The sequence below is a fragment of the Pseudothioclava arenosa genome, from assembly GCF_002358085.1.
Lineage (GTDB): Bacteria > Pseudomonadota > Alphaproteobacteria > Rhodobacterales > Rhodobacteraceae > Pseudothioclava > Pseudothioclava arenosa.
On the sequence record NZ_NTJD01000019.1, the window covers coordinates 1 to 2,500 of the forward strand.

The 2,500-nt window shown below is 54.8% G+C and carries 1 tRNA gene and 2 rRNA genes (1 of these 3 cut by a window edge); all 3 read right to left on the bottom strand.

What is annotated here, in order from left to right:
* Positions 1–3: 3 nt before the first annotated feature.
* Positions 4–80, bottom strand: a tRNA-Met gene (locus CLN94_RS13720).
* Between the two features lie 82 nt (positions 81–162).
* Positions 163–277 (bottom strand): 5S ribosomal RNA (gene rrf / locus CLN94_RS13725).
* A gap of 68 nt (positions 278–345) precedes the next feature.
* Positions 346–2,500: ribosomal RNA gene (locus tag CLN94_RS13730) — 23S ribosomal RNA — on the bottom strand; it runs 676 nt beyond the window's last position.

The following is a 2,500-nucleotide window of genomic DNA, read 5'->3' on the forward strand; positions in this document are numbered from 1 at the left end:
TTTTGGTTGCGGGGGTAGGATTTGAACCTACGACCTTCAGGTTATGAGCCTGACGAGCTACCGGGCTGCTCCACCCCGCGACGGGTCTTTTTTGCCCCGAGGGCATTTTTGCGATCGGGGTTTTGTTCATCGTTTTGAGAGAATATTTTCGCTTCTTTCTAGGTTTGGCGGTGACCTACTCTCCCACGTCTTAGGACGCAGTACCATTGGCGTGACGGCCCTTAACGGCCGAGTTCGGGATGGGATCGGGTGTTTAGCCGTCGCTATGACCACCAAACCGAGGAAGAAGCGAAAGTCCAAGTCATGTGTATGCTGCTTTTGACCAGAGCCTTGCTGCTACTGGATCAAATCAAGCCAATCGGGCAATTAGTACCGGTCAACTGAACGCATTGCTGCGCTTACATCTCCGGCCTATCGACGTGGTCGTCTACCACGGCCCTCAAGGGATACCTAGTTTTGAAGGGGGCTTCACGCTTAGATGCCTTCAGCGTTTATCCTGTCCGGACATAGCTACCCAGCACTACCGTTGGCACGATAACTGGTCCACCAGTGGTCCGTTCACCCCGGTCCTCTCGTACTAGGGGCAACTCTTCTCAAGTATCCTACACCCACGGCAGATAGGGACCGAACTGTCTCACGACGTTCTAAACCCAGCTCACGTACCTCTTTAAACGGCGAACAGCCGTACCCTTGGGACCTGCTCCAGCCCCAGGATGAGATGAGCCGACATCGAGGTGCCAAACGGTGCCGTCGATATGGACTCTTGGGCACCATCAGCCTGTTATCCCCAGAGTACCTTTTATCCGTTGAGCGATGGCCCTTCCACTCGGGACCACCGGATCACTATGGCCGACTTTCGTCTCTGCTCGACTTGTCAGTCTTGCAGTCAGGCTGGCTTCTGCCATTGCACTCAACGACCGATTTCCGACCGGTCTGAGCCAACCTTCGCGCGCCTCCGTTACACTTTGGGAGGCGACCGCCCCAGTCAAACTACCCACCACGCAGGGTCCCGGACCCGGATAACGGGCCGCGGTTAGACATCAAGAGTGCGAAGGGTGGTATCTCAAGGGAGGCTCCACGGGAACTGGCGTCCCCGTTTCAAAGCCTACCACCTATCCTGCACATCACAATCCTGATGCCAGTGCGAAGCTATAGTAAAGGTTCATGGGGTCTTTCCGTCTAACCGCGGGTAGTGTGCATCTTGACACACAGTTCAATTTCGCTGAGTCCACGTTTGAGACAGCGGGGAGATCGTTACGCCATTCGTGCAGGTCGGAACTTACCCGACAAGGAATTTCGCTACCTTAGGACCGTTATAGTTACGGCCGCCGTTTACTGGGGCTTCAATTCGGAGCTTGCACCCCTCCTTTTAACCTTCCAGCACCGGGCAGGCGTCAGACTGTATACGTCGCCTTACGGCTTCGCACAGCCCTGTGTTTTAAGTAAACAGTCGCCACCCCCTAGTTTGTGCCCCCCACCCACAGTTGCCTGCGAATGGGGCCTCCTTCTCGCGAACTTACGGAGGCATTTTGCCGAGTTCCTTAAACGTGGTTCTCTCAAGCGCCTTGGTATACTCTACCTGTCCACCTGTGTCGGTTTAGGGTACGGTCTTATAGAGGGGCTATTTCCAGGGACCCCGCAGCAGCCCGATCAATCCGATAAGATCGAACTACAGTAAGGATCCGTCACCACCTCACGGCCCAGGAATATTAACCTGGTTCCCATCGACTACGCCTTTCGGCCTCGCCTTAGGGGCCGGCTTACCCTGCTCAGATTAGCTTTAAGCAGGAACCCTTGGACTTTCGGCGAGAGGGTCTCTCACCCTCTTTGTCGCTACTCATGTCAACATTCTCACTTCTGATCACTCCACCGGATGCCTTACAGCCCGGCTTCACAGTCAGAACATTGCCTCCAATGCGTCCGAGGACGCTAAGGAGGCAGCGTTCTATATCACAGAACGCTCCGCTACCACGTGCATTGCTGCACATCCAAAGCTTCGGCTCGTGGCTTGAGCCCCGTTACATCTTCGCCGCAGGATCTCTTAGCTAGACCAGTGAGCTGTTACGCTATCTTTAAAGGATGGCTGCTTCTAAGCCAACCTCCTGGTTGTTTTGGAAATCCCACATGCTTTCCCACTTAGCCACGAATTGGGGGCCTTAGCTGTTGGTCAGGGTTGTTTCCCTCTTCACGACGGACGTTAGCACCCGCCGTGTGTCTCCCGGATAGTACTCTATGGTATTCGGAGTTTGCTTAGACTCAGTAAGGCTGTGGGCCCCCATCATCCATGCAGTGCTCTACCCCCATAGGTATTCGTCCGAGGCGCTACCTAAATAGCTTTCGCGGAGAACCAGCTATCTCCGAGTTTGATTGGCCTTTCACCCCTAGCCACACGTCATCCGGACCCTTTTCAACGGGTGTCGGTTCGGACCTCCAGTTGGTGTTACCCAACCTTCATCCTGCACATGGCTAGATCACTCGGTTTCGGGTCTGATCCCACGAA